Origin of the sequence: Granulicella sibirica (genome assembly GCF_004115155.1) — a bacterium.
Taxonomy (GTDB): domain Bacteria; phylum Acidobacteriota; class Terriglobia; order Terriglobales; family Acidobacteriaceae; genus Edaphobacter; species Edaphobacter sibiricus.
Genome location: NZ_RDSM01000003.1, coordinates 720,569 through 744,070 on the forward strand (window position 1 = coordinate 720,569; position 23,502 = coordinate 744,070).

Annotated in this window: 21 protein-coding genes; 14 read left to right on the forward strand and 7 right to left on the reverse strand. The window is 60.0% G+C overall.

Going from position 1 to position 23,502, the window contains the following annotated elements:
* Positions 1 to 57: 57 nt before the first annotated feature.
* Together GRAN_RS19610 and GRAN_RS19615 are read left to right on the forward strand one after the other, a co-directional pair.
* Positions 58 to 1,992, forward strand: a complete 1,935-nt coding sequence (locus GRAN_RS19610; RefSeq protein ID WP_128914716.1) for a winged helix-turn-helix domain-containing protein — start codon at positions 58 to 60, stop codon at positions 1,990 to 1,992.
* 142 nt (positions 1,993 to 2,134) lie between these two features.
* The gene (locus GRAN_RS19615) at positions 2,135 to 2,419 is read left to right on the forward strand and encodes a DUF427 domain-containing protein (RefSeq protein WP_089842551.1); all 285 of its coding nucleotides are present in this window, start codon (positions 2,135 to 2,137) and stop codon (positions 2,417 to 2,419) included.
* Positions 2,420 to 2,733: 314 nt separating this feature from the next.
* Here GRAN_RS19615 and GRAN_RS19620 read toward each other — a convergent pair whose 3' ends face one another.
* From GRAN_RS19620 to GRAN_RS19635, 4 genes are all read right to left on the reverse strand, one after another.
* A complete protein-coding gene (locus tag GRAN_RS19620; RefSeq protein WP_241655035.1) occupies positions 2,734 to 4,260 on the reverse strand; it encodes a sensor histidine kinase in 1,527 nt (508 codons plus the stop codon).
* 45 nt (positions 4,261 to 4,305) lie between these two features.
* Positions 4,306 to 4,740 (reverse strand): DUF4174 domain-containing protein, encoded by a 435-nt coding sequence (locus tag GRAN_RS25595; RefSeq protein WP_161571067.1) that lies wholly within the window; start codon positions 4,738 to 4,740, stop codon positions 4,306 to 4,308.
* Positions 4,741 to 4,924: 184 nt separating this feature from the next.
* A complete protein-coding gene (locus tag GRAN_RS19630; RefSeq protein WP_128914718.1) occupies positions 4,925 to 5,395 on the reverse strand; it encodes a hypothetical protein in 471 nt (156 codons plus the stop codon).
* 157 nt (positions 5,396 to 5,552) lie between these two features.
* A complete protein-coding gene (locus GRAN_RS19635) occupies positions 5,553 to 6,485 on the reverse strand; it encodes a LysR family transcriptional regulator (protein WP_128914719.1) in 933 nt (310 codons plus the stop codon).
* A 189-nt stretch (positions 6,486 to 6,674) separates the two neighbouring features.
* On the opposite strand from GRAN_RS19635, the gene GRAN_RS19640 reads away from it, so the two are divergent.
* The 11 genes from GRAN_RS19640 to GRAN_RS19690 all read left to right on the forward strand — a co-directional run bounded on the left by GRAN_RS19640 (position 6,675) and on the right by GRAN_RS19690 (position 18,398).
* Positions 6,675 to 7,865 (forward strand): 2-isopropylmalate synthase, encoded by a 1,191-nt coding sequence (locus GRAN_RS19640; RefSeq protein ID WP_128914720.1) that lies wholly within the window; start codon positions 6,675 to 6,677, stop codon positions 7,863 to 7,865.
* Between the two features lie 74 nt (positions 7,866 to 7,939).
* Positions 7,940 to 9,049: a 3-isopropylmalate dehydrogenase gene (leuB, locus tag GRAN_RS19645; RefSeq protein ID WP_128914721.1), complete on the forward strand. Its 1,110-nt coding sequence runs from the start codon at positions 7,940 to 7,942 to the stop codon at positions 9,047 to 9,049.
* 18 nt (positions 9,050 to 9,067) lie between these two features.
* Positions 9,068 to 9,814, forward strand: coding sequence for a hypothetical protein (locus tag GRAN_RS19650; RefSeq protein WP_128914722.1), 747 nt, complete (start codon positions 9,068 to 9,070; stop codon positions 9,812 to 9,814).
* Between the two features lie 3 nt (positions 9,815 to 9,817).
* Positions 9,818 to 11,308: a 3-isopropylmalate dehydratase large subunit gene (leuC, locus tag GRAN_RS19655; RefSeq protein ID WP_128914723.1), complete on the forward strand. Its 1,491-nt coding sequence runs from the start codon at positions 9,818 to 9,820 to the stop codon at positions 11,306 to 11,308.
* The gene (gene leuD / locus GRAN_RS19660) at positions 11,308 to 11,946 is read left to right on the forward strand and encodes a 3-isopropylmalate dehydratase small subunit (RefSeq protein ID WP_128914724.1); all 639 of its coding nucleotides are present in this window, start codon (positions 11,308 to 11,310) and stop codon (positions 11,944 to 11,946) included. Before leuC ends, leuD begins: the two co-directional genes overlap by 1 nt.
* Positions 11,947 to 11,979: 33 nt before the next feature.
* On the forward strand, positions 11,980 to 13,677 hold the full coding sequence (ilvD, locus tag GRAN_RS19665; RefSeq protein WP_128914725.1) for a dihydroxy-acid dehydratase: 1,698 nt from the start codon (positions 11,980 to 11,982) through the stop codon (positions 13,675 to 13,677).
* A gap of 54 nt (positions 13,678 to 13,731) precedes the next feature.
* A complete protein-coding gene (gene ilvB, locus GRAN_RS19670) occupies positions 13,732 to 15,486 on the forward strand; it encodes a biosynthetic-type acetolactate synthase large subunit (protein ID WP_128914726.1) in 1,755 nt (584 codons plus the stop codon).
* Positions 15,487 to 15,510: 24 nt separating this feature from the next.
* The gene (locus tag GRAN_RS19675) at positions 15,511 to 15,819 is read left to right on the forward strand and encodes a hypothetical protein (protein ID WP_128914727.1); all 309 of its coding nucleotides are present in this window, start codon (positions 15,511 to 15,513) and stop codon (positions 15,817 to 15,819) included.
* 15 nt (positions 15,820 to 15,834) lie between these two features.
* Positions 15,835 to 16,491 carry an acetolactate synthase small subunit gene (gene ilvN, locus GRAN_RS19680; protein WP_128914728.1) on the forward strand — a complete coding sequence of 219 codons (657 nt, stop codon included), beginning with the start codon at positions 15,835 to 15,837 and terminating at the stop codon, positions 16,489 to 16,491.
* Positions 16,492 to 16,559: 68 nt separating this feature from the next.
* Complete coding sequence (gene ilvC, locus GRAN_RS19685) at positions 16,560 to 17,585, forward strand: ketol-acid reductoisomerase (RefSeq protein ID WP_128914729.1); 1,026 nt, start codon at positions 16,560 to 16,562, stop codon at positions 17,583 to 17,585.
* Positions 17,586 to 17,801: 216 nt separating this feature from the next.
* On the forward strand, positions 17,802 to 18,398 hold the full coding sequence (locus GRAN_RS19690; RefSeq protein WP_128914730.1) for an outer membrane protein: 597 nt from the start codon (positions 17,802 to 17,804) through the stop codon (positions 18,396 to 18,398).
* A 68-nt stretch (positions 18,399 to 18,466) separates the two neighbouring features.
* On the opposite strand, the gene GRAN_RS19695 is transcribed toward GRAN_RS19690, so the two are convergent.
* From GRAN_RS19695 to GRAN_RS19705, 3 genes are all read right to left on the reverse strand, one after another.
* Complete coding sequence (locus GRAN_RS19695) at positions 18,467 to 18,976, reverse strand: outer membrane beta-barrel protein (protein ID WP_128914731.1); 510 nt, start codon at positions 18,974 to 18,976, stop codon at positions 18,467 to 18,469.
* Positions 18,977 to 19,158: 182 nt separating this feature from the next.
* Positions 19,159 to 21,000: a hypothetical protein gene (locus GRAN_RS19700; RefSeq protein WP_128914732.1), complete on the reverse strand. Its 1,842-nt coding sequence runs from the start codon at positions 20,998 to 21,000 to the stop codon at positions 19,159 to 19,161.
* 77 nt (positions 21,001 to 21,077) lie between these two features.
* Positions 21,078 to 22,175, reverse strand: a complete 1,098-nt coding sequence (locus tag GRAN_RS19705) for an energy transducer TonB (RefSeq protein WP_128914733.1) — start codon at positions 22,173 to 22,175, stop codon at positions 21,078 to 21,080.
* Positions 22,176 to 22,516: 341 nt separating this feature from the next.
* Here GRAN_RS19705 and galE point away from each other — a divergent pair, with 341 nt between their 5' ends.
* Positions 22,517 to 23,494: a UDP-glucose 4-epimerase GalE gene (galE, locus tag GRAN_RS19710; RefSeq protein ID WP_128914734.1), complete on the forward strand. Its 978-nt coding sequence runs from the start codon at positions 22,517 to 22,519 to the stop codon at positions 23,492 to 23,494.
* The last annotated feature ends 8 nt before the right edge of the window (positions 23,495 to 23,502 follow it).

A 23,502-nucleotide genomic window follows, 5' to 3' on the forward strand; every position in this document is an offset into this window, starting at 1 on the left:
CTCACGGCACGCAGATGTTTTCCCGCTGAAGTTCCAATGGAATCCTGAGGTCGCTCTGTGGCCCGTCAATACCGCTTCGGTGACATCATCATCGATCAGCAAAGCTTCCGTCTCCTGCAGGCCGGCAAGCCCCTCGCCATCGAGCCGAAGTCGTTGCATGTGCTCATCTTTCTCGTACAGAACAAAGACCGCTTGATCGAACGGCGGGAGCTTCTCTCTGCGGTCTGGGGCGACGCTTTCGTCACCGATCACGTCCTGAACCGCGCTATCGGCCAGCTTCGCAAGGTCCTTCAGGATGATCCAAAGCAGCCTCGCTACATCGAAACCGTTCCCACCCTCGGCTACCGCTTCATCGCCGATGTCGAAATCTTCGAGGAGACGGCCAGCACTCCGGCGCTTCCGCAAGTGGGGAAGCTCCCCAACCCACGGCAAATAGGAGAGCAACGAGAGCCTGAGTCGATCGGCGTAGCCGGGACCGAACCACCGGTCGCACCACCCAGGCACCGGTCCACGTTTGTCATCGCATCCGCGTGCCTGGTTCTGATCGTCTTGCTGGCCGCCTTCGGCATAATCCGAAACCACACCGCGAGCCGGACCCGTTCGCTCGCCGTTCTTCCCCTCAAGAACATCTCAGGCGACCCCGCGCAGGACTACCTCGCCGACGGAATGACCGAGGAACTCATCACCGACCTCGGCCAGATCGGCGCGTTGAGCGTCATCTCGCCCACGACCGCCATGCAGTACAAGAACCCGCACAAATCCCTCCCCCGTATCGCTCAGGAACTCCACGTCGATGCGGTCGTGGAGGGTTCCGTGACCCGTTCCGGCGACCGCCTCCGCATCGATGCGCAACTGACCGACGCCCACGCCGACAAGCAAATCTGGGCTCGCAGCTTCGAAGGCGATCTGCACGATGCCTTCGCGCTTCAAAACCAGGTCGCCGGTGCGGTCGCGGAAGAGATCCGCATCAAGATGACCACGCAGGAAAAGACAGAGCTCTCGAGCAGCCGCCAAACCAACCCGCTCGCGTATCAGGCACTCCTCAAGGGCTACTACTTCGAGAATGGGAATAATAGCCCTGATTCGCTTCGCAAGTCGCAACAGTACTTTAGGCAGGCAGCGGACCTGGACCCGCACTTCGCGCGGGCCTATGTCGGCATAGCGCGCAGTTACAACTTCCTCGCAAACGTGGATGCCATCGCGCCGGGTGAGGCAACGGCCGCCGCGGATGCCGCGCTCGTGAGGGCGCTCGAACTCGATCCCAATCTCGGCGAAGCTTACGCCGAGCGTGGCTGGATGCAGTTGTTCTACCACTGGGATCTGCCCGACGCAGGGAGAGACTTTCGCCATGCCATCGAACTGAATCCCGGCGACGCCAGCTTTCACGAAGGGCTGGCACACTATCTGGTACGCATCGGGAAGTTCGACGAGGGTTTTCAGGAGTTCGAGCGCGCCGAAACTCTCGACCCGCTGTCCCTCCGTAACAAATCCGACTACTGCATGATATTGATGTTCGCGAAGCGTTACGACGACGCTATTCGCCGGTGCCGGGAGGCTCTCGAGATGGATCCGAACTACGATATGGCCCTCGGAACGCTCGGTGATATCTACGAGAGGACAGGCCACTACGCCGAGGCACACGAAATCCTCAAAAGGACATCATGGTGTGCCTCCGCGCAATGTCAGTTGGCCTTCGATGAAATGCACGGTGCGCCGGGATCGGCCGGAGCCTTCGAGGCATGGATGAAGGGCCCGCATGAAACTCTGAACTCAAATGATCTCGCCAGAATCTACGCCGCGATCGGTAAGAAGGATCTCGCCTTCGAAAACATGGAAAGGGCATACGAGGAGCGGCGGGGTATGCAGGACATGACCTTCTGGAGCATCGACCCAATGTTTGAGCCGCTCTACTCCGACCCCCGCTTCGACGCCTTTCTCAAGCACGCCGGCCTTCCGCCGAGACCCACTCCCGCAACGGCCGGATCAAACTGACCTCGGCGTACATGGGTCCTTCCGGGCGCGCCCGGGTGGCGTTTCCGCGCGGATTCTGTTACAAAGGCGGAATGATACGGTTTTGGAACGGGTCTTCTCCGCAGCCAAATCACCGTAGGGATGAAGGGACAGGAATCGCATGATGGCGAAGGCAGTGTGGAATGGGCAGACGATCGCCGAGAGTGAAACATTTGAGATGGTCGAAGGAAACGTCTATTTTCCTGAAGAATCAGTGAAGCGTGAGTTCCTGAGGGCGAGTTCCACCACGTCGAGCTGCCCCTGGAAGGGCCAGGCCCGCTACTACACCCTTATCGTCGACGGTCAGGACAATCCGGACGCAGCTTGGTACTACCCCGACCCCAAGCCCTCGGCCCGCAACGTGAAACATCACGTTGCCTTCTGGCGCGGCGTAGAGGTTACAAAATAGACGATTTCCGATCTGTGGAAAACTTGTCAAGCCCTTAATCGCGTAAACGCTTTGCAATAAAGGACATATCAATGTCCTTTTAGTTATGGTGAGTCTGCTAGTCTCTAAGCACAGCATGAAAAAAGGTCTGGGGCCAAAGCCCGGACCTTTTTTCGTTGACTGTGCTTTTCAACCGTAACCCTTTTCTCTACTAATATTTAGCCGCAAGTCCTTTGTTTGGAGCATTTTACGGCGCATCCATTGCCGCAACTCCAACAAAGGAAAAGGGTTAGACGAAGGCAATGGGGAGGGGGGGTACCCGGGGTACCCGGCAGTTAATAAGCTTCAGCCTGCTCGAGCGGCAGCCGAACCTGGAAGCAGGTCGCCTCGGCCTTCGTCTCGACGCTGATAAAGCCCGAATGCTTACTGACGATCCGCTGCACCGTATCCAACCCAAGCCCGAGCCCAAGCCCGGGAGCTTTGGTCGTGAAGAAAGGCTCGAAAATCCGTGACTTCAACTCAGGAGGAATTCCAGGACCGGAGTCCCAAATCTCCACCAACGCGAACTCACCAGAAAGCTTGGTCGTCAGACGCAGTGTTCCGCGCGGAGCATCCGGCGAATTCACCGCTGTCGTATCGATCGCATCGAGAGCATTCTCGATCAGAGCCGTCCAGACCTGGTTCAACTCCGATCCGTAAGCCCGAATCGGCGTGAGCGTGGGATCGAAATCGATCTCGACCGCGATGCCACGCAGCCGCGAGTTGAACATCGCGAGCGTATTCTCAAGGCTCTGTGCAATATCGACCTCCTGCATCGGAGCCTGGTCCATGTACGAGTAGTCCTTGATCGCCGAGATCAGATCGAAGATCCGAACCGTCGAATCGAGCACTGTCTCGGACATCCGCTCCGCCCGCAGAGAGCTCGTAAACGCCGCGATGCCGATCGGAAACACCTCAGGTGTTGAAAGCGCGAACAACGCCTCGAGCTGCGGAATCGTAATATTGCTCTCCGCAAGCGTAGGCGCCAGATCCCACGGATTTGCGACTTGGTGAGAAGCAAGCCAGGCCTGAAACGCCTCTTCACGGTCCGTCTGCGCTAGGTTGTCCTTCGCGCCGCGTCGCTGCAACGCTTCCGCATCCAACTGCGTCCGCGTCTCCGAAACCCAGTGCCTGATTCCCGCGATCTGATCGCTCGGAAGATTTAGTGCCCCAAGCCGAAACGTCTGTTCGCCATATTGGCGCAACTGCCCAACCAGCGTCGCTGCGGAACGCTGCGCTGCCGAAGCCGGATTATTCAGCTCATGTGCGAGATTCGCCGCAAGCTTCCCAAGCGCGGAAAGCTTTTCTGCCTGCTGCTCAATCCTAGTGACCTCACGAACGCGATCCAGAAGCACCGAAACGCATCGCTGCGCCATCGACGGAATTGCCGCCAGCATCTCGGCAAACATCTCCTCCGGAATGTCGATCGCCCAGAGGTCTCCAACCGAAGATCCGTCTCCGCCATAAGTCTTCATCCGCGAGAACGGAAGCTTTCCAGTCAACTGTCCAGCACGTCCGATGAACAGCGCAATCGGTCCTGAATGACGTCTCCGAACCTGCACTTCGCCCTTGAGCATGATGTGCAAAGTCTTCGCAGGCTCATTCTCGAGGAAAAGCACTGTTCCAGCCTCGCCGAAGCGCTCCGTCCCGTGCGTCGCGAGCCAGGCGTATTCCTCGTCCGAAAGCCCTTCCAAAGGCCCAACATTCCGCAGCGCTGTCACGATCTCGCACACCGAGGTCGGCATCGCAGGACAGTTCGGCCGACGAACTGGTTCGTTCGTCGTAGGATCCTGCATATCGAGTTGGGGAGTCGTCGTGGCCATTGTGTCCCTGATCTAGATGGTAGACGATCTGGCTTGGTTACGCAGTCATCGTACCTTTTGTTCCGCTCCGTAACGTCGCGCTTCTTGCTGCCGCATCGGCATCGCGTCGATCGTATCCAGCAGCTTCTGGGCAGGAATCGGATCTGACGATCGAAGCTTCTCGCCGCCATCCTTACCGATCAGGATCACGGTAAACGCATCTGGCCCGATATGGAACCGCTTCCGGGCATCCGTTGCCTCGGCAGGCGGCATCGCAGCCGAACGGCTCGGATCGAACCCCGAGCAAGGCTCCGTTTCGCCATGCTGCGGGAGAAGCGCCACGACAACGTCTCGCACTGCCAACGGAGCATCCGTCAACAGCGCGCACTGCGCTCGAAGCCGAGGATCATCCGCACCCGGCGCGAAGACAAGCAGAGGCCTCAACTGATGCCTCGCCTGGGCGAGAACGAGAGGACGCGGAGCAATAGCAGGAGTCATCATGGAGAAGCAGGAACCGATCTTGGAAGCCTGAAAGATGTGATTGAGACGAGCGTGAGAGCGATATGGATGCATGCCCCCGCCGAATCCGGGAGAATCTTCGATGATATTCGCCCAATGGAAGCTGAAATAGAAAACGTCCGGGCGGAAGCACAAACCTCCGCGCCGGACGTCGGGTAAATCGGACCTACTGCTGCGCCGGAGGAGGTCCGTCACCGCCAGGTCCACCAGGTCCGCGGCCATTGCGCATACGCTCCCGCATCCGCGCTTCCATCGCGTCGAACTTCGTCTTCTGGTCATCGTTGAGCAGCGCTCGCACCTTTGCCTGGCTCGCCTCGCGGATCGCCATCATCTTCTCGCGCTTCTGGTCCTGCGCAACCGACGTGTCCTCGCGCAGCGCCATCGACTGTTTGCGCGAATCCGCTTCGATGCCTTTGATCGACGTGACCTGGTCCGGAGTAAGGCTCAACTCCTTGGTCATCATCTCCATCCGCCGCTCATCCATGTGTCCGCGTCCGCCGGGTCCACCATGCGGCGGCCCCGAGTCCTGTGAGGAGGGCGTGTCCTGGGCAAATGTCGGCAGAGCGCCGATAGCGAGGGTACAAAGCGCCAATGTGGCGATTCGCAGTCCGTTTCTCGTGAAACCATTGATATGCATTACCAACCTCTTTCGCTCAGTGCGTAATTTCGGTCCCGCGCTTTCGGCCTGACGCGCCGTCCCGTTGCTCTCTACGAGCTACAGACGAGCTTCACGGAGCAAAGTTCCTCGCGCCCGCGGCGATCTGCGGACTTCTTTCTGCCCACGTCCCCTCCGCTCAAACCCCTCCGACTCCACGCTCCGCAACAAAGCAGAATGGGTCACCCCGCCGCTCCGCGTAAGCCTCGACCACTTCGAGGAAAGATCGCGCAGCATGAGAAAGACTCGCCTGTTTTCGGTAAGCCAGTCGAAGCTTCCGCTCGAACTGAAGCTCCTGCACGCGAACTCTGACCAGCGCCCCGCTCTCCAACTCCGACTTCACTGTCAATCCCGGAACAAGCGCCACGCCGTTGCCCATCTCGACGAACCGTTTGATCGCCTCGATCGTCGGTAGTTCAACCCCCATCTGGAGTGGTGTCTTATGCCGTTTGAAAGCTTGAATGACCTTCTGTCGCTGCGGCGAAGCTACGTTATGCGCAATAAAGTTCTGGCTCCCAAGCTCCCGGATCGAAACCTCATCGCGCCCCGCAAGCGCATGCGACGGGCTCACCACGAACTGAAGCTCATCCCGATACACCACGACGGAGCGAATCTGTGAATCGTCCGGTCGGAACGAGACGACCCCAATCTCGACCGCATGCGAAAGCACGTCATCTGGAATACGACTAGCCAGTTCCCTCCGAACTGCGAGCTTGATCCGAGGATTCTGCCGCCGGTATTCATCGAGCACGGGAAGCAAATACAAGCACGTGTACTCATTCGCCGCGAGCGAGAGTTTTCCCCGATGGAGCTCGCGCAGTTCGGTGAGCGCCGTCTCGGCATCACCCCGCAGGTTTAGTAACTTGGCCGCATACTCTCGCAGTACCGCCCCGGCGTCCGTAAGCGTTCCATCGCGCGACGAGCGCTCGAACAGCACCTCGCCCAGCTCGCTTTCGAGCTTGGCAATCGCCTGGCTCACGGCCGGTTGCGTACGATGCAGCCGTGCAGCCGCTCGCGAGAAGCTACGCTCCTCCGCGACAGCCAAGAAAGTCTCCAACACAAACAGATCCACTGAGTCCACTCCGTTCCGCAGTTCGTCTGCTTTAGATTTAGAGTTTGGTGCCGTGCCCGCATCATCTAGATCAATGCGGATGAGGTGACACAGTCACGAATCTTGCAATAGCATCATTAGAAAGCATGATACTCATGCTTGGGCACATAAGGGTGCGTTATGATCTTCAAAGTCGAGAGTGAGTCGGAAATGCCAGTAGAGAATCAGCAGGAACAGATCGTCTTTTTCGATACCACGCTGCGGGATGGCGAGCAGTCGCCGGGCTGCACCATGCATTCGGCGGAGAAGCTGCGACTTGCGCATCAACTGGCGGCGCTCGGTGTCGACATTCTTGAAGCAGGCTTCGCCATTGCCTCCAGCGGCGACGCTGAATCGATCCGCACAATCGCACACGAGGTACGTGGGCCCCGCATCACCTCGCTCGCCCGCTGCAGACGCGAGGACATCGAAGCGGCAGCCTACTCCATCGAACCCGCTGCATCGAACCGCATCCACGTCTTCCTCGCCTCGTCCGACCTCCATCTCGAAGCCAAGCTCCGGATCACACGCGAGCAGGCACTCGAGCAGGTCGGCGAATCAGTTCGCCTCGCCCACACTTACACCGGCGACGTCGAGTTCTCCGCCGAAGACGCCACCCGTTCCGACCTTGAGTTCCTCGCCAGGATGGTCACCGTCGCCATCCAGGCCGGCGCCACGACCATCAACCTTCCGGACACCGTTGGCTACACCACACCCGCCGAGTACACCGCGCTCTTCCGCACCATGCGCGCCACTGTACCGGGCATCGAGAATGTCATTCTCTCTACGCACTGCCACGACGATCTCGGCATGGCTGTCGCCAACTCGATCGCCGGCATCGAAGGCGGAGCCCGCCAGGTTGAGTGCACCATTAATGGAATCGGCGAGCGCGCGGGCAACGCAGCCCTAGAAGAGATCGCCGCCGCCCTGATGGTTCGGCACGACAAGCTCCCCTACCGCAACAACATCGTGATGAACCAGCTTTACCCGACCAGCCAGATGCTCGGTCAGACCATCAGTTTCGGTGCCTCGCCCAACAAGGCCATTGTCGGTGCGAACGCCTTCGCCCACGAGTCAGGCATTCATCAGCACGGAATGCTGGCTAACCCCCTTACCTACGAGATCATGACCCCTGCATCTGTTGGCGTGGCGAACACCAACCTCGTCCTCGGCAAACACAGTGGCCGCCGTGCTCTCGCCGACCGTCTCGCAACCCTCGGACACACCCTTTCCCGCACCCAACTCGACGACGTGTACAGCCGCTTTACTGCCCTCGCAGACCGAAAGAAGTCGATCTACGATCAGGATCTCCTTGGCCTCCTTCGCGAAGAGCCGGTAGCTTCTTCCGTCAACGTCGCCTGACAAGACTCCCTGCCTGAGAAGGCTCTCTTCCAAGATGTCGAACGCGGGGTTCGAACCCCATGAAGGAATCGAGTATGAAGCTCAATATTGCTGTTCTCGCCGGAGATGGAATCGGCCCCGAAGTAACCCGTGAAGCCACCACTATCCTCCGCGCGGTTGCCGAATTTGGCGGACACGACTTTGTCTTCACTCCCGCGCTCATCGGCGGCGTAGCCATTACCGGAACCGGTGGCCCGCTCCCGCAAGCCACCCTTGACATAGCCCTGGCCTCCGACGCTGTCGTCCTCGGCGCGGTCGGCGATAACAAGTTCAACGCGCTCTCGCCCGACAAGCGCCCCGAGGCTGGCCTCCTGCAGATTCGCCAGGCCCTCGGCGGTTTTGCGAACCTTCGTCCCTCGGTTGCCTATTCCGCGCTCGCGGGAAATTCGCCTCTCCGCCCCGAAGTGACCGCCGGAGCTGACATCCTCTTCGTTCGCGAGCTTCTCGGTGGCCTCTATTTTGGCGCACCGCGCTGGTGGAATCGCGATGAGAACGAAGCCATCAACACCATGCGTTACACGAAGAATGAAATCGTCCGCGTAGCACGCATCGCTTTCGAATTAGCCACCCGCCGCAAGAAGAAGGTCACGAGCGTCGACAAGGCCAACGTCCTTGAGGTCTCGCAACTCTGGCGCGCCACCGTCACCGAAATCGCGGCCGAATATCCCGAAGTCACCCTTGAGCACCAGCTCGTCGACTCCATGGCGATGCACCTCATGAACACGCCTCGCAGCTTCGACGTCGTGCTCACCGAGAACCTCTTCGGCGACATCCTCTCTGACGAATCCGGCGTCATTACCGGCTCGCTCGGCATGCTTCCCTCTGCGACCATCGGTGGAACCGTCAACCTCTACGAGCCTGTCCATGGCTCGGCCCCCGACATCGCCGGAACCGGCAAGGCCAACCCACTCGGCGCTATCCTCACTGCGGCCATGGTCCTTCGCCACTCGGCCGGCCTCGAAGCCGATGCGGCAGCCATCGAAGCCGCCGTTGCGCAGGTCCTCGCCACCGGAGCCCGCACGGCCGACATCGCACGCGGCGGCGACGCCAACCAGCAACTCGTCTCCACGCAGGAGATGGGCAAGCTCGTCCACCAGGCACTCGCGCAGTCGCTCGATCGTACGCAGTCCATGCACGCTGTTTAGCACAACCCGTTTGCAGCCATGACGACCTTCTCCAATTCGATCTCGCCGCGACGTTTCATCGTCTTCACTGCCGGACTTCTCTTTGCCATCGCCCCATGTCTCGCGTCCGCCCAGTTACTTGGACCCGAAGGCATCCCGGCGAAGGAGAAGAAGTCCAAGCAGCGTCGCGAGAGCGTCGAGTGGTTGTGGCAATACTCGCCTCCTCCCGCAGATGGCCGCGAGAACGAGCTTCTGCAGGACCCGCGTTTTCAGCCCTTGTTGAAGAAGTACCTCACTGCGCCGCAGGCGTTCTGGGGGCCGCAGGCCGGCGTTCGCCGCAGTCTCGCGGACACTGCATTCGACTTCCTCGCTGTTCCAGGGACGGTCTCAGCCGAGAATGATCGCTATCTCACCATCACTGGATGTGTCTTTCATTTCTGCTCGAATCGCGGTCTGCTCTGGGTTGATTTGAATGCACCGCAGCCGCTGATGGCCTTCGCTGCCATCGACTGGACGACCGAGAATCAACCCCCCGATGATCCGGCTTCGACTTACACACTGTGGATCTTCACCGACCAGGCGCTTAGCCCGCAACGAGAGGACTCCAACCGCATCCCGTCGGCCCTATTGAAGAGCCTTCAGCAGTGGGCCGCAAAGCCACCCGCAGGTTCGAAGCATCGGCAAAACATTACCACCGCTGTCCTCGTCGATCCCGACGGAACGCCTCACGAACTCTCGTCGGACGTCCTCGGCATCAACGGCACAGATACGAAGAAGAAGGACTAACTCATGACGAACCCGGCAAACGCATCAAAGACATTATTCGAGAAGGTCTGGCAGCAGCACCTCGTCGCAGCACCCGCAGGTGAGCCGTCCCTGCTCTACATCGATCTTCACCTCGTCCACGAGGTAACGAGCCCTCAGGCGTTTGACGGTCTCCGTATGACGGGACGCAAGCTACGCCGTCCGGATCGCACCGTTGCCACGGTGGACCATAACGTCCCGACGAGCAGCGTGCAGGACCGCCTCATCATCGCCGACCAGATCGCCTCCCGCCAGATCGATGCCCTGCGCAAAAACTGCACGGAATTCGGTGTTGAGCTTTATGACGTGCAGTCTGCCGAGCAGGGAATCGTCCACATCATCGGACCCGAACTCGGCATCACTAAGCCCGGTATGACCATCGTCTGCGGTGACTCGCACACCAGCACCCACGGAGCCTTCGGGGCACTCGCCTTCGGCATTGGCACGAGTGAAGTCGAGCACGTCATGGCGACCCAGACGCTTCCACAGGACAAGCCGAAGACCTTCCGCATAACCGTCGATGGCGATCTGCCTTACGGCGTCACCGCGAAGGACATCGTGCTCGACATCATCGGTCGCATCGGCACCGCCGGAGCCACAGGCTATGTCGTCGAGTACGCCGGTTCGGCGATTCGCGCGCTTTCGATGGAAGGCCGCATGACCATATGCAACATGAGCATCGAGGCCGGTGCCCGCGCCGGCATGATCGCTCCCGACCAGGCCACCTTCGCCTATCTCATGGGCAAGCGCTTCTCGCCCGTCGGCGCAGAGTGGGATGAGGCCGTCGCGCACTGGTCCACACTTGTGACGGATGAAGGCGCTACCTTCGATCGCGAACTTCACATCGATGCCACCACGCTTGCACCACGCGTCACCTGGGGAACTTCACCCGGCATGGTTACCAGCATCGACTCCACCGTACCCCTCGCCGACCCCAACGCCACCGAGGCTGATCAGAAGGGCTTCGAGCGCGCCCTCGAATATATGGACCTCAAGCCCGGCACGCCCATGCAGGAGATCGCCATCGACCGCGTCTTCATCGGAAGCTGCACCAACGCCCGCATCGAAGATCTACGCGCCGCCGCCTCGCTGATCCGTGGATATCATGTTGCCACTACGGTTAGCGCGATGGTCGTTCCCGGCTCACAGTCCGTCAAGGCACAAGCCGAACGCGAAGGCCTGGACGAGATCTTCAAGGACGCGGGCTTTGACTGGCGCGAGCCCGGCTGCAGCATGTGCCTCGGCATGAACCCTGACATCCTCACCCCCGGCGAACGCTGCGCCAGCACCTCCAACCGTAACTTCGAAGGCCGCCAGGGACGCGGGGGGCGCACGCACCTCGTCAGTCCAGCGATGGCCGCTGCGGCAGCGATCACCGGCCACTTCACCGACATTCGCAACTGGAAGTTCAACGTCGCTGCATCGTCGGCAGCGCTCGATACGCGGCAGATGCTCGCTGAAGGAGGTTCCCTCTAATGATCGCCATCAACGTCCTTACCTCCAACGCCGCGCCGCTCGATATCTCGAATATCGATACCGACCAGATTATTCCCAAGCAGTTCCTCAAACGCATCGAGCGCACAGGCTATGGCGAGTTCCTCTTTTTCGACTGGCGTCGCATCCAGGAAGGCCCCGACACCGGCAAGGAAGATCCCGGCTTCGTCCTCAACAGCCCTGCCTACAAGGGCGCGAAGATCCTCATTGCCGGTAAAAACTTCGGCTGCGGAAGCTCGCGCGAGCACGCAGCGTGGGCTCTCAGCGATTTCGGCTTTCTCGCGGTTATTGCTCCTACCTTCGCCGACATCTTCTTCTCGAACGCCGGTAAGAACGGCATGATCCTCGTCCGTCTCTCCGAAGACGACGTCAACCTGCTCACGCATCGCAGCACCACGAACCCGAACCACACGATCACCATCAACCTCGAAGCCCAGACCGTCACGGACGACGAAGGCTTCGCGGCCACCTTCGAGATCGATCCATTCCGCAAGTACTGCCTCCTGAACGGCCTCGACGATATCGGCCTCACCCTACGTCACGAGTCCGAACTCGACGCCTTCGAAGCGAAGCATGACGCGGACTTTTGGTCGAAGCCCCGCCCGAACGTCGCCGCCTAAGCGACATCAGCCGCAACACCGAACGAGGGAATTTTGAGCAACGAGATCAATCCGAAAAAGTACAGCGCTCCTCTTACCGAAGGCCCGTCCCGCGCCGCCGCGCGCTCCTATCTCCGTGGCGTCGGCTTCACCAAGGAAGACCTGCACAAGCCCATCATCGGGGTCGCCAACACCTGGACCGAGATCGGCCCATGCAACTTCCATCTGCGCGACGTCGCTGCAGCCGTGAAGCAGGGAATCCGCGAAGCAGGCGGTACCCCCATGGAGTTCAACACCGTCACCATCTCCGACGGCATCACCATGGGCACCGAGGGCATGAAGGCCTCGCTCATCTCCCGCGAAGTCATCGCCGACTCGATCGAACTCGTCGCCCGCGGCAATCTCTTCGACGGCATAGTATGTATCGGCGGCTGTGACAAAAACATGCCCGGCACCATCATGGCCATGGCCCGCCTCGATATCCCCGGCATCATGCTCTACGGCGGCTCCATCGCGCCCGGGCAATTGAAGCAGCCCGATGGATCGAGCAAGGACATCACGATCCTCAATGTGTTCGAGGCCATCGGATCGCATGCCGCCGGCAAGATCAACGACGACGAGCTTGAGGCCGTCGAAGCTGCGGCCTGTCCCGGTCCTGGAGCCTGCGGTGGCCAGTTCACCGCCAACACCATGGCAATGGCAGGTGAGTTCCTCGGCATCTCGCCCATGCTGCTCTCAGGCGTTCCCGCCATGGCAGCAGGCAAGGCAGACGCCTCACGCGAAGCCGGCCGCATGATCATGGACCTCGCTCGCCGCGACATCCGTCCTTCAAAAATCCTCACCAAGACCGCGCTCGAAAACGCCATCGTAGCCGTATGCGCCTCCGGCGGTTCGACCAACGCCGTCCTTCATCTCATTGCAATCGCCAGCGAACTTGGCCTCGAACTCACGATGGACGACTTCGACCGCATCTCCGAGCACACGCCCTTCATCTGCGATCTCTCCCCCGGCGGCAAGTATGTCGCTCGGGATTATCAGGATGCAGGAGGGTCGCGACTCCTCGCAAAGCGTCTCCTCGAAGCCGGCCTCATCAAGGGTGACCAGATCACCGTCTCCGGCAAGACTCTCGCCGAAGAGGCCGCGCTCGCCGTCGAAACCCCCGGCCAGCCCGTCATCCATACCTTCGACAAGCCTCTGAAAGCTACCGGCGGTCTCGTCATCCTCAAGGGCAACCTCGCCCCTGAAGGGTGCGTGATCAAGGTCGCCGGACACGAGCGCCTCTACCATCAGGGCCCGGCGCGCGTCTTCGACTCCGAAGACCTCTGCTTCCATGCTATCCAGGAAGGCAAGATCAACCCATCGGATGTTCTCGTGATCCGCTACGAGGGACCACGCGGCGGCCCTGGCATGCGCGAGATGCTCGCCGTGACGGCAGCCATCAAGGGCATCCCCGAGTTATCCGAGACCGTAGCCCTCCTCACCGATGGACGCTTCTCCGGAGCCACCCGCGGCCTGATGGCAGGTCACGTCGCCCCCGAGGCGCAGCTCGGAGGCCCCATCGCCGCTGTCCACGAGGGAGATACCGTAACCTTCGATATCCCGAATCGCGAACTCCGCCTCGAAGTACCCGCCGAGGAGATCGCGAAACGCCTCGCAACCTGGAAGGCACCCGAACCGAGATACAAACGCGGAGTCTTCGCCAAGTATGCCAACAGCGTCAGCAGCGCCAGCCTAGGCGCAGTCACCACTTAGTAACAAGCCGCAGTAAGTCGTAGATCGTAGCAGCAGAAGTTACAAGGAGACCTTATGGCAGACACGAATATACCCACTCTCACTGGAGCCGAGATCCTCTGGGCCACTCTGGCCGGTGAGGGCGTGAGCACTGTATTTGGATATCCGGGCGGGGCAATCCTGCCGATCTACGACGCGCTACGTAAGTTCCCCATTCACCACGTCCTTGTGCGCCACGAGCAGGGTGCCTCGCACATGGCCGATGGCTATGCGCGCGCTTCGGGCAAGGTCGGTGTCTGCATGGCGACCTCGGGCCCCGGTGCGACCAACCTCGTCACCGGCATTGCCACCGCTATGCTCGACTCCATCCCGATCGTCTGCATCACCGGTCAAGTCTCGTCGAAGGTTCTCGGTTCGGATGCCTTCCAGGAAGTCGACATCACCGGCATTACGCTTCCCATCACGAAGCATAACTTCCTCGTCACGCGCGCTGAAGACATCGCACCGACGGTTCGCCTCGCTTTCCAGATCGCGAAGTCCGGCCGCCCCGGCCCTGTCCTCGTCGACATCACCAAGGACGCCCAGCAGGCCACCGCGCCTTACTCCTTCGATGCCGCCGCACCCATCGCGGCAAGGCCGCACCCCATGCTGCGTGCGACCTCCAACTCCATCGAGGAGGCCATCCAGCTTATCGCTGCCTCAAGCCGCCCGGTCATCCTCGCCGGTCACGGCATTACGCAGTCCGGCGCCGAAGCGGAGGTGCTCGCACTTGCTGAGCGTCAGCAGATTCCTGTTGCCTCCACGCTTCTTGGTCTTGGTGCCTTCCCCACGTGGCATCCTCTCTCGCTCGGCATGATGGGTATGCACGGCGAGTCGTGGGTCAACCATGCGATTCAGCAGGCTGACCTTCTGATCGCTCTCGGCATGCGCTTCGACGATCGCGTTACAGGGAACCTCGCCCACTACGCCCCGAACGCGAAGAAGATCCACGTCGACATCGATCCCTCGGAGATCAACAAGAACGTCCGCGTCGATGTCTCACTCATAGGCGACCTCAAAGCTGTCCTCAACGAGATCCTTCCGCAGACGCCGAAGCGCGTCTCAAGCGGTCCATCGTGGATCGGCGAAGTCAATGCCCTCAAGGGCGACGCCGCCGTTCGCGATATCATCAATCTGCCGGACAACGGCCATCTCTACGCCGCGCACGTCATCCACGACATCTGGCGCGAAGCGGTAGCCGCGGGCCGACAGAATGAAACCATCATCGTTACAGACGTAGGCCAGCACCAGATGTGGGAGGCGCAGTACTTCAAGCATGATGCCCCCCGCTCGCTCGTCACGTCCGGAGGCCTCGGCACCATGGGCTTCGCCCTCCCGGCCGCCATCGGAGCCAAGACAGCCTGCCCGGAGAAGGACGTGTGGGTCATCGCCGGCGACGGCGGCTTCCAGATGACCGCCTCCGAGCTTTCGACCATCGTGCAGGAAGGCCTCGCCATCAACATCGCCGTCATCAACAACGGCTTCCTCGGCATGGTCCGCCAGTGGCAGGAGGCCTTCTACGACAAGAACTACTCCGCCTCCCCCATCCTCTCACCCGACTTCGTGATGCTCGCCGGAGCCCACGGTATCGCAGGCGCAAGCGTCTCGCAGCGCAAGGATGTAACTTCAACCGTTACGAAAGCCCGCACCAGCGGCAAAGCCTTCCTCATCAACTTCCAGGTAGAGAAAGAAGACGGAGTTTACCCGATGATCGCTCCCGGTGCCGCCCTCCACGAGATGGTCCGCCGGCCAAAGCAGGATCCGCTGTTAGAGACTGCGGAGGATGAATAGAGTTCCAATATTAAGGAGAGTTCTTTGGGGCTTGATGTAGCGGTACAAGACGAAGGCGGTAAGCAACTACACATCGTCCTTGATGAGCGGAATCTTGTAAGCCCACTCATAGGGTTCCCTAGCTTCTCCGTCTCACCGATGCTGGCTTCGGTAGACCGCTACGGAGATACGGTCTTCAACCGGGTTCAGATACGGCAATTTATCGTGGAATGGTCCGAGCTGGCGCGGAACAACTCCATGGAAGGCGAACAAAAGATAGCGAACGAGATCTTAGCTTTGGCAGAGCTTGTCCGTGATTCAGTGCATTTGTACTTAGTCTTCATTGGAGACTAGCAGGAAAGAGAGTTTATGCTCCACACCTTCGTAGCCCTAGTCTCAGACAAGCCCGGCGTCCTCACCCGCGTCGCCTCGCTCTTCCGTCGTCTCAACATCAACATCGTCTCCCTCACGGTCGGCGAGTCGGAGCGCCCCGACGTTTCTCGCATGACCATCGTCTGCGAGGCTCCCGAGACCGCCGCCCACCGCATCCGTGCCTCGCTCTACAAGCTCGAGATCACGGTAGACGTTGACGAGGTCGGCCGCTCCGAAGCCGTCATCCGCGAGCTCTGCCTTATCAAGGTCGCCGCCGGCCCCAAGACGCGCTCGCAGATCTTCGAGCTGTCGGACGTCTTCCGCGCCCGCGTCGTCGACCTCGCGCCCGAGTCCATCATGCTCGAGATGACCGGAGCCGCCTCGAAGATCGAGGGCCTTATCCAGGTCCTCAAGGAGTCGGACTACGAGATCCTCGAGGTCTCCCGCACCGGACGCATGGCCATGCGACGGGGGCATCACACGAGCCGGGTCCTCAAGGCTCTTGGCACGCCGTCCTCGCGCAAACCCGAGACCTCGGACTTCGCCGCCAAGCCCGAGCCCGACGAGATCCTCCCCAACGAGTTTCCCCACGTACACGAAGAGGAAGAGTACGACCTGACCGAGGCCGTGGACGATCACGGAGAAGAGGCGTAGCCCAACACCGCGCCCCCGCTCGGGACACATTTCAACGAAGCCCAAACCAAGGAAGAGAATCGAACATCATGGCAAAGACCTACCACGACGCAGACGCTGACCTCACCCTTATCCAGGCGAAGAAGGTCGCCATCATTGGCTACGGCTCGCAGGGCCACGCCCACGCCCTCAACCTGAAGGACTCTGGAGTCCAGGTGCGCGTCGGCCTGCGCGAGGGAAGCCCCTCCGCCGCCAAGGCGAAGCTCGCCGGCCTCGAGGTCTCAAGCGTCGCCGAAGCCACCAAGTGGGCTGACGTCATCATGAACCTCACCCCCGACCAGACCGCTTCGAAGGTCTACCACGCCGACATCGAGCCGAACCTCACTCCGGGCAAGACGCTCATGTTCGCGCACGGGTTCAACATCCGCTTCCGGACGATTACCCCGCCCGCCGGCGTCGATGTCTCGCTCGTCGCCCCCAAGGCGCCCGGCCACCGCGTCCGTGAGGTCTTTACCGAAGGCGGCGGCGTCCCCGGCCTCGTCGCGGTTGAGCAGGATGCCAGCGGTCACGCCCTCGCCCAGGCCCTCTCCTACGCTAAGGGAATCGGCTGCACTCGCGCCGGCGTCCTCGAAACCACCTTCACCGAAGAGACCGAAACCGACCTCTTCGGCGAGCAGGCCGTCCTCTGCGGAGGCACCGCCGCCCTCGTCAAGGCTGGCTTCGAAACCCTCACCGAGGCCGGCTACCAGCCCGAACTCGCCTATTTCGAGGTTCTCCACGAACTCAAGCTCATCGTTGACCTCATGTATCGCGGTGGACTCGAGTACATGCGTCATTCCATCTCGGACACCGCCGAGTGGGGCGATTACGTCGCCGGACCGCGCATCGTCACCGCCGAGGTTAAGAAGGCCATGCGTGGTCTCCTCGACGACATCCAGGACGGAACCTTCGCCAAGAAGTTCATCGAGGAGAACGAGACCGGACGTCACGAGTTTGCCCGCATCCGCAAAGAAGAGGCGGCTCACCCGATCGAGACGGTCGGCGCCGAACTCCGCAAGTCGATGCCGTTCCTTGATCCAGTCGTTGTCCGCGACGGATCGGTCCACAAAGCCTAACACCTTCCTTCACTCCGGTCCGGCGTCCTCAGACGCTGGACCGGTTATCCTCCGTCGTTCTTAAGAGTTGCTGTACCGGCAGATTGTCAGGGCGGGTTACAATCAGGGAAGCGGTTTGGGTGCCACGTGCGTCCAACGATTGACGCTGTACAGGTCGTCTCGACGGACGGTCGGACCGAGCGTCACACCGCGCGATCTTAAGGGGTTTTGAACGAAATGAAGAAGATGATGGTGATGTGTGCGCTCCTGCTGTCGGCTGCGGCCGGGTATGGGCAGGAGAGCCGGCAGGACGCGAGTATCAGTGCGACCGGATTGTTCAGCCCCCAGATCAACGGCAACGCCGTCCAACTCAACACAACGACCACGCTCGGCGTCCTCGCCAGCTACCGGTACATGCTCACGCCGCACAGCGCGCTCGAGCTGAACTACAGCTTCGGCCAGAACTCGACCAAGTACATCATCAGCTCGCTCCCCAACGGCCGCGTCCACACCCGCATCCAGGAGCTGACCGGCGCCTACGTGTACAGCCTCAACTTCCGCAACTTCAATCCTTTCGCCGAGGTCGGCGTTGGCGGCATGCTCTTTTCGCCTATTAAGGACTACGGTACCACCCTGCTCGACACCAAGCAGAACACGAACATCGGAGCCCTCTTCGGCGTAGGACTCGCCTACGAGGTTAGCCCCAGCTTTGACGTCCGAGCCGAGTATCGCGGCTTCGTCGTGAAGTCCCCGGACTTCGGCCTCGCCGACTTCAAGACAAACCGCTACGAAGTCATCTCGATCCCCGCGATCGGTGTTGCCTACCACTTCTAAGCCGCATCGAGCACCCGCAGCAAAAAGGCCCCGGATCCGGGGCCTTTTCTATTTGTCAACGAGCACTCCTAGAAATGGTAAGCGGCACCGATGCTGATGAGTGACGGCGAAAGGCTGCTTCCCTGGAAGCTCATCCAGTGCTGATACTCGAACTCCGCACGAGCGTTCACATGGCGCATGACGCGATAGTCCACCCCGACCCCGCCCGCAAACATGTTGTAAGCCAGGTTAGCCAGGTTCTGCTGAAAATTGAAGACGCCTCGTCCGTACATGAGCTTTCCGTACGGAGTGAACCGCCCATAGTGCCGGTAATACCTTCCACCGATCTCATATGTCCGTTCCCGCACATCGTCGCTGTACGGACTGTAGATCTGGTGAATCTCGAACTCCGCTCCAAGGTGATTCGTGACATCGAAGTCCACATAGCCGAAGACGCCCTTGTAGCGGTTGTCGGCATAGTCCGAGTCGGCGCTGACGAACCCCGCCCCAACCTGTAGATCGCCGAGACGGCTGGCTGTAGGCGACGCTTGTGCGTGCAGGCTAATGGATGCACCGCCAAGGACGCAGAGAAGAGTCATGAGCCGTCTGACCACTTGCAATTCCCCCTTGTTTCAGCGTGGATCGAGGATCCACTGTTTGCGGCCAAGCCCACCAACACTCAATGTATGAGGGGAGGTCATGGCCTGGTTGAGACCCACGCCCTTCACGATATGGCCTTAAATGGTGAAACGGGCCCGTAAGCCCGTCTCACCCGTGAGAACTACTGGTTTGGAGTGGCGTTCTGTGCCGTCCCAGTCGGTGCCGCCGGAGCGGGAGCCGTGTTATCCGTCGGTGGAGGCCCTGTCTGAACGCCTGCCGGAGCAGCGTCCGCAGCCGGAGCCTTGTAGTACGACAGCTTCAGATAAACCGGGGCGACCTCGAACGGCATCTTATCCGGCGCGCCCAGGATCGGCTCGATTGCCGTGTGCATCGAAATCACCTTATCCGTCCACGGATCGAACCGTAGGAAGCTCGAAAGCGGCATCGCCGCAAGCTGCTTCGTGTCGTTCATATCCAGCTTGCCGCCCTTTGCAATCATGCCCTGCAGCCAGAAAGCATTCGGATCATCGCTGCGCACGAGGCTGTCGCCGATAACTGGCTCAGTCAGTGCCTTCAGACCCTTCACCCGCTCCTGCAACTGTGCCAGATAAAGCCCGAAGTACCTCTGCCCATCCACCAGTTCTTTGGCGTTCAGAAGCTCCATGGCCTTCTTCGCCGCAGCCGTATTGTCGGCTAGCGTGTGATGCATCGGAATGCGCTGGAACACCGATGTCGAAGGGAAGAGCAGACGATCGTTGAATGCATACTTCGTATCCAGCCTGTGCCCAAGAATAATATGTGCAAGCTGGAACGCCAGGATCGCATTCAGGTTGGCGGTCTGCTGCGCACCATCCGCGGTGATGACGGCGGTGGTATCCAGCAGGCTCTTCGAAATCACGATCGTGTTTCCGATCGCGAGGCTCTCGAGCGGTTCCGTCAACAAGGTGCGGACGCGAATCGGGGTGCTGACCGTAATGTTGTTGTAGACGAGGATGTTGTTCGCCAGTGCCTCGAGCGTCTTATCGAAGTCGCTTGGCGCATCTAACAGTCCTGCCTGGTAAAGCCGTTCGATGACGTTATCCTCGGCCTGCTGCACCCAGGCACGTTGGGCTCCAAGCGGGCTCACATCCTGCGCATCATTCGAAACGTCAGTCGCTCCCACTACATCCAGCGAGGTGTTCTCCGCGTTCGCCGCCGGAACCTTTAGCGAGTAACCCCAGATATGGTTGATCGCTTTGAACCTCAAAGCGTTCGTGTGGCTCTTCGGATCGCTCTCCTCGATGTAAACCGAAGTCGGCATCCAGAGATCCGGCTGCACGTTCGTCCGCCAGCTGTCGAAGTGGTAAAACTCCCGGCGAGCCTCTTCCGTCCCGCCGAAGTCACCGTTAAACCGAACTACGTTGCCGTTCCGGTTTTCAATCCAAATGCGTCCGAAGAAGCGTCCGTAAGCGTTCTTCCCTCCAACCGGAGTCACATCGAACACTGACGTCGGGACATTCCCAAGAAAATCATTCCGGACAAAAGCAAACGTATAGTGCTGGCGATCGAAGTCGTTCGAATCCATCAGAATCATCTGAACGAACCCCGATTCATGGAAAGTCAGGCGCAGGCTCGAAGAGACGCCCGACATGAAGTTCATCGAATGGATGAAGCCAAGCTTCTTACCCGTGTCCTTCGAGTTACCCGGGTTCTTATCGTAAGCCGCGTCACCGATGATCCTGCCGAACTCGACACGCCCGAGGAAGTGCTGGTCCGACTCCGGTTCCTGCAACAGAAGTGGATCCGGCTTCATGTTCTGGATATACGTTTCGACCAGTGGCGTGCGGTCCTTCAGGATCTTGGTAACAACCTTCTCCCGCGCAATTGCCTTATCGATCAGTGCGTTTTGACTAGCGGTCGGCCTCAATCCCGGCGACTCGACGTCTTTTTTCTTCTTCCCCAAGATCCCCGCCGAAGCAGGGAGAGCTGTTGCGGCGAGTGCCGTGAGAAGAAAACCGGCGGCGAGGTTTCTGCGAAAATTCATTGAGCGACTCCCAGTATCGGAGGGCGGACCACCCTCGTATCTCTTGATGCTAGTCCATGGCTGTTGAATGAGGGAAATTACTCGGCCATCTGGAAGATGACGTTGACCACGCCTTCCCAATCGGTCGGCTGGCCCGAGGCATCGACCGCAGGCTGAAAGCGTGTGGCCCGGACGGCACGCTCCGCGGATTCGTCAAGTCCATGACCAAGGCCGTTGCCGACGCCGATCACCGTTACGGCTCCGGACGCGGCAACACGTAGACGAACAGACACAGTTCCTTCCAGGTGAAGCGCGCGAGCCTCAGCCGTGTAATCCGGCTTTGGCTTGTAAAGCACCTTCGGTCCGCTGCGCACGGCCGCTGTCGAAAGTGCTGCCGGCTTCGGCATGCTGGGCTGCTGAACCATTCCGAGATTGACCTGCCCGGCAGTCGCGGCATTGCGCCCGGTCGAGTTCATAGGACCTGTACCGCCGTTGCGTCCAAGTGAAACTCCCTGGACCGCCCGCGCGCCGTTGCCGGACATCGCTTGACTTCCCGGAGAACCGCTTCCGAGGCTCACCGTCGTGGGACCCGTACCGTTGTTGCTCGCAGGCATTCCAGCAGCGCCCCGCTGACCAAGATTGATCGCCGCCGTGGCAGGACGGTTGGAAGGCGCGATCGGGTTATCGGCCTGACCAAGGGCAACTGCCGTGGGACGAGGATTGTTGCTCGCAACCGAAGCTGCTTCAGGGCGCGCAAGGTTCACAACCTTAGGAGCGGCTGGAGGAGTTACGACCTTCGGCGGGGCAGGAGCGTTGATCGGAACAGGCTCGTTCATATGCACGACCGGAACCTTGGGAGGCTCAGGAAGCTTTACCTCGGGGACGACAATCTTAGGGGGATCGACCTTCACCACCGGCGTCGGCGGAAGCTTCGGCGGGACGACCTTCGGATGCACCGGCTCGACCTCTTTGATCATCACCGGCGCGACAAGGTTCGCAATGCGCCGATTATTCTCAACAACCTTGGTCGTCGCTGCCGTAATGATCAGGATGACGGCGGCAAGAATCAGATTGATTGTAAGCGAGGTAAAGAAGGATGCCTTACTCTGGGATCCGGCGTTCAAGACCCCGAAGTGCGCAAATTGTAAGTCCGTGGACGGCGCGGTCGCTTCGGAACGGAGCGGCTTAGTCATCATCTAGAAACCTCGGAAAACGGCCAGTTTGTGGCTCTGCATGTGAGCCGTTTAGGTGCGACAATAGCAGGTTCACGCGGCGCAAACGATGCAACTTTTGGGGGTCTGCACGGTCTGGAGCCATGCTCAGGGGAGTAGGAAGCGGACCATTGATGCATGGATTGAGATCTTTTCTCTTCATGCACTCGTTACGACGACGGAACCATCACTCTAGTTTACCTGTCTTCTCGTTTGATCGCGCCCGCATGGCAGACACTGATACCTTAGCTGTATATCGGTAAGACGCGTCACAGGGTCCTACCGGGTGCCTGAACTGCTGCAAAGCAAACTCGAGGGTAAAGATTTTGAACGTTCTTGTTACTGGTGGTGCAGGATATATCGGCGGAACAGTCGTGCGACTTCTGCTCGCGAGCGGTCATTCCGTCACAATCTTCGATAATTTGAGCCACAGCAAACGATCTGCCGTCGCGGAAGCCGCAACCTTCGTTGAAGGCGACTTGGCCGATCGCGACCTGATCCAGACCACGCTCCGCAACGGTAGCTTCGACGGGGTCATGCACTTCGCTGCGTTGATCGAAGCGGGCGAGAGCATGGTGAAGCCGGAGATCTTCTTTCGGAACAACACCGCTTCCACCCTCACACTGCTTGAGGCGATGCTCGCAACCGGACAGAAAAGGCTCGTCTTTTCCTCGACCGCAGCCTGCTACGGCGAGCCCGAAAAGACCCCCATCCTCGAGGATGCGAAGCTCGAACCGACCAATGCCTATGGCGAGAGCAAGCTCCTGGTCGAGCACATCCTCCGCTGGATGAACAAAATCCATGGCATGCGCTACGCCAGCCTGCGCTACTTCAACGTCGCCGGCGCGATCGAAGGCTACGGCGAAGCTCACGAACCCGAGTCGCACATTATCCCGCTCATCTTGGATGTCGCCCTCGGACGCCGCAAGAACATCAAGATCTTCGGCCAGGATTATCCCACCAAGGACGGCACCTGCGTTCGGGACTACGTCCACATCCGCGATCTTGCCGACGCCCATCTCCTTGCCCTCAAAGCACTTACCGATGAAGCCAAACCCAGCCGCATGATTTATAACATCGGCACAGGCACGGGCTTCACGGTCCGCGAAGTGATCGAGGCGGCGCGGAGGGTGACGGGGAAAGCGATCGAGGTGGAGGAATGTGACCGGCGGCCGGGTGATCCGGCGGTTCTGGTGGCAGGTTCCGACAGGATTCGTGCCGAATTGGGCTGGAATCCGCAACATGGAGCGCTGGACGAGATCATCACGAGCGCCTGGGAATGGCATCAGAAGCGCTATTCCTAGCCGTTTTC

What these genes read in the sequence shown, in the direction of transcription:
- GRAN_RS19615 (WP_089842551.1), top strand. Translation starts at nt 2,135, where the DNA reads ATGGCGAAGGCAGTGTGGAATGGGCAGACGATCGCCGAGAGTGAAACA.
- GRAN_RS19620 (WP_241655035.1), bottom strand. Translation starts at nt 4,260, where the DNA reads ATGGCCACGACGACTCCCCAACTCGATATGCAGGATCCTACGACGAAC.
- GRAN_RS25595 (WP_161571067.1), bottom strand. Translation starts at nt 4,740, where the DNA reads ATGATGACTCCTGCTATTGCTCCGCGTCCTCTCGTTCTCGCCCAGGCG.
- GRAN_RS19630 (WP_128914718.1), bottom strand. Translation starts at nt 5,395, where the DNA reads ATGCATATCAATGGTTTCACGAGAAACGGACTGCGAATCGCCACATTG.
- GRAN_RS19640 (WP_128914720.1), top strand. Translation starts at nt 6,675, where the DNA reads ATGCCAGTAGAGAATCAGCAGGAACAGATCGTCTTTTTCGATACCACG.
- leuB (WP_128914721.1), top strand. Translation starts at nt 7,940, where the DNA reads ATGAAGCTCAATATTGCTGTTCTCGCCGGAGATGGAATCGGCCCCGAA.
- GRAN_RS19650 (WP_128914722.1), top strand. Translation starts at nt 9,068, where the DNA reads ATGACGACCTTCTCCAATTCGATCTCGCCGCGACGTTTCATCGTCTTC.
- leuC (WP_128914723.1), top strand. Translation starts at nt 9,818, where the DNA reads ATGACGAACCCGGCAAACGCATCAAAGACATTATTCGAGAAGGTCTGG.
- leuD (WP_128914724.1), top strand. Translation starts at nt 11,308, where the DNA reads ATGATCGCCATCAACGTCCTTACCTCCAACGCCGCGCCGCTCGATATC.
- ilvB (WP_128914726.1), top strand. Translation starts at nt 13,732, where the DNA reads ATGGCAGACACGAATATACCCACTCTCACTGGAGCCGAGATCCTCTGG.
- ilvN (WP_128914728.1), top strand. Translation starts at nt 15,835, where the DNA reads ATGCTCCACACCTTCGTAGCCCTAGTCTCAGACAAGCCCGGCGTCCTC.
- ilvC (WP_128914729.1), top strand. Translation starts at nt 16,560, where the DNA reads ATGGCAAAGACCTACCACGACGCAGACGCTGACCTCACCCTTATCCAG.
- GRAN_RS19690 (WP_128914730.1), top strand. Translation starts at nt 17,802, where the DNA reads ATGAAGAAGATGATGGTGATGTGTGCGCTCCTGCTGTCGGCTGCGGCC.
- GRAN_RS19695 (WP_128914731.1), bottom strand. Translation starts at nt 18,976, where the DNA reads ATGACTCTTCTCTGCGTCCTTGGCGGTGCATCCATTAGCCTGCACGCA.
- GRAN_RS19700 (WP_128914732.1), bottom strand. Translation starts at nt 21,000, where the DNA reads ATGAATTTTCGCAGAAACCTCGCCGCCGGTTTTCTTCTCACGGCACTC.
- GRAN_RS19705 (WP_128914733.1), bottom strand. Translation starts at nt 22,175, where the DNA reads ATGATGACTAAGCCGCTCCGTTCCGAAGCGACCGCGCCGTCCACGGAC.